The sequence below is a fragment of the Stenotrophomonas capsici genome, assembly GCF_034961085.1.
GTDB lineage: Bacteria > Pseudomonadota > Gammaproteobacteria > Xanthomonadales > Xanthomonadaceae > Stenotrophomonas > Stenotrophomonas capsici.
The window spans coordinates 1-2494 of record NZ_JAYFUH010000054.1; the positions used below are offsets into that span (position 1 = coordinate 1).

At 68.6% G+C, this 2494-nt stretch carries 2 protein-coding genes and 1 pseudogene; 2 read left to right on the forward strand and 1 reads right to left on the reverse strand.

Annotated features, from left to right (window positions below):
* A partial coding sequence (locus VA603_RS01725; protein WP_323437765.1) for an aminotransferase class I/II-fold pyridoxal phosphate-dependent enzyme occupies window positions 1-624 on the forward strand: 624 nt, incomplete at its 5' end.
* A 171-nt stretch (window positions 625-795) separates the two neighbouring features.
* Here the strand turns inward: VA603_RS01725 and VA603_RS01730 are convergent.
* The gene (locus VA603_RS01730; RefSeq protein WP_323437766.1) at window positions 796-2028 is read right to left on the reverse strand and encodes an MgtC/SapB family protein; all 1233 of its coding nucleotides are present in this window, start codon (window positions 2026-2028) and stop codon (window positions 796-798) included.
* 166 nt (window positions 2029-2194) lie between these two features.
* Here VA603_RS01730 and VA603_RS01735 point away from each other — a divergent pair.
* Window positions 2195-2494, forward strand: a pseudogene (locus tag VA603_RS01735) (class 1 fructose-bisphosphatase); the annotation flags it as partial.

The following is a 2494-nucleotide window of genomic DNA, read 5'->3' on the forward strand; positions in this document are numbered from 1 at the left end:
GAGCAGTGGAAGCAGGTTGCCGCGCTGCTGAAGGACCGCCAGCTGTTCCCCTTCATCGACATGGCCTACCAAGGCTTCGACAAGGGCATCGAGCCGGACGGCCAGGCCGTGCGCATCATCGCCGAGGCCGGCATCGACAGCTTCATCGTCGCCAATTCGTACTCCAAGTCGTTCTCGCTGTACGGCGAGCGCGTCGGCGCCTTGTCGGTGGTGGGCCCGGATGCGGCCTCGACCAAGGCCGTGCAGTCGCAGGTCAAGCGCATCATCCGCACCATCTACTCCAGCCCGTCCACCCACGGCGCCGCCCTGGTGGCCGGCGTGCTGGGCAGCGCCGAGCTGCGTGGCCTGTGGGATGCCGAACTCACCGAGATGCGCGAGCGCATCCACGCCCTGCGTGCCGGCATGGTGCAGAAGCTGGCCGCCCTGGGCGCGCCGGAGTTCAGCTTCATCGAGAAGCAGGCCGGCATGTTCTCGTACTCGGGCCTGAGCAAGGCGCAGGTGGACCGGCTGCGTGACGACTACGGCATCTATGCCGTGGGCACCGGCCGCATCTGCGTAGCCGCGCTGAGCCAGAAGAACCTGGACTACGTGGCCAAGGCCGTCTACGAGGTCAGCCGCGGCTGATCGACCGTCGCTGACGTGTTGAAAAGCCCGGGGAAACCCGGGCTTTTTTAGTGCCGCGCGAAGGGTTTTGCCTCTCCCCAACACGCCCTCGGCGAGCCGAAAGCCAGCGGCCAAATGCCTGATGCGTGGGCTTCCGCAGGATCGCGAAGCCCTTCCGCTTCCCGAGGTTGCTCATCCGACCAGCCAGGCCACCGCCGCCGCGCCAACCACCATCCCGCCCAGCCCCACGCTGACGATGCCGCCATAGCGTGCACCGCCACTGAGGAAGGCCAGCACCGACTTGGCCAGCGACGCCGACGCCAGCAGGGCGATCACGCCCCAACGCGCCTGGGCCAGCTCCAGCCCGCCAGACGTGGTCAGGCTGGCGATGCTTGCCGCCGCCGCATGCAGTTCACCCAGCGCCGCCACCGTCGCGCCCACCAGCGCCCCGGCCTGGCCGAACAGCTGGCGCAGCCCTTCCGATACCAGCAGCACCGCGGCAATCGCCACCGCGATCATCAACGCATGCTGCAGCTGGAATGCCTTGGCCGTCGAAGTCTCGGGCACCGCTTCATCCGGCACATGGCGCAGGCCCAGTGCCGCGAACCCCAGCAATACCAGCGCGCCGGCCAGCAATGGCCATGCACTGGCGCGCAGCAGGGCCGGCGAGGTGGTGCCGATCACCGCCGCGAACAGCAACAACGAGGCCAGGTTGGCCAGCAAGGCGGCCGATGCCGAAGGCGGGACCAGCGCCGGTGCCGCCCGGCTGCTGCGCCCGAACCCCGCCACCGAAGCGGTAGAGGAGGCAAAACCGGAAAAGAAGCCGGCCACCGGCAGGCCCCAGCGCGCGCCCACCGCACGCAGAGCGACATGCCCAAGCATGCCGGTGCCCATCACCAGCACCACGATCTGCCAGAGCTTGTACGGCACCAGCACGCCCCAGGGATCCACCGCCTCGGACGGCAGCATCGGCAGCACCACCAGCGCGCACGCTGCCAGCAGCAACGCATCGCGCACCTCCTGGTCGGTGATGACTTCGCGGCTCAACCGCGCCAACGGCGCCTTGGCCCACAGCAGGATCGCCACCACCACGCCCAATGCGGCGGCCAGCGCCGGTTGCTCCAGTGCCAGCCCGCCGAGCAGCACCGTGGTCAGCATGGTGATCTCGCCGGTCAGGCCCGGGTCGTCGGCCGCGCTGATGCGGTAGCTGGTCCAGGCCAGGGCCGCGGCGGCCAGCAGTGCCACCAGGAACGCCGGCAAGCCCAGCAGCATCGCCACCGCGCCCATCAGCGCCAGCAGGGCGTGCGTACGCACGCCGGCCTGCAGCGTGCGGGTCGTGCCGTGTTGGCGCTCGCGCACCGCACCGATCAGCAGCCCGATGCCCAGGGCTGCCAACAAACCATGTGTCACCTGATTCCAATCCATGCCACTCCCCTCCGGGCCTCCATGGTACGGACCCTGTGGGTAAAGCCAACGGCAGCGCCGCATGGCTGCTTTTGTCCGCAAAAGGACACGGCATGGCCATCAGCTCGAAAAAAGCAGGACAACCCGCGACAATAGCGCTCCTTTTGTCTGAAGGTAGCTCCCGTCCATGTCCCGTACGTCGCTGACCCGCTTCCTGATCGAGGAAGAACAGAACAAGCGCATCAACGCCGACCTGCGCCAGCTGGTCGCGGTGGTCGCCCGCGCCTGCACCTCGATCGCCATCGCCGTCAGCAAGGGCGCCCTGGGGGGCGTGCTGGGCGATGCCGGCACCGGCAACGTGCAGGGCGAGGCGCAGAAGAAGCTGGACGTGATCTCCAACGAGATCCTGCTCGAAGCCAACGCCTGGGGTGGCCACCTGGCGGCCTGCGCCTCGGAGGAGATGGACCACAGCCAGCCGGTGCCGTCG

Bases quoted from the DNA above. Each gene is read 5' to 3' on its own strand.
- VA603_RS01730 (WP_323437766.1), bottom strand. From the start codon at position 2,028: ATGGATTGGAATCAGGTGACACATGGTTTGTTGGCAGCCCTGGGCATC.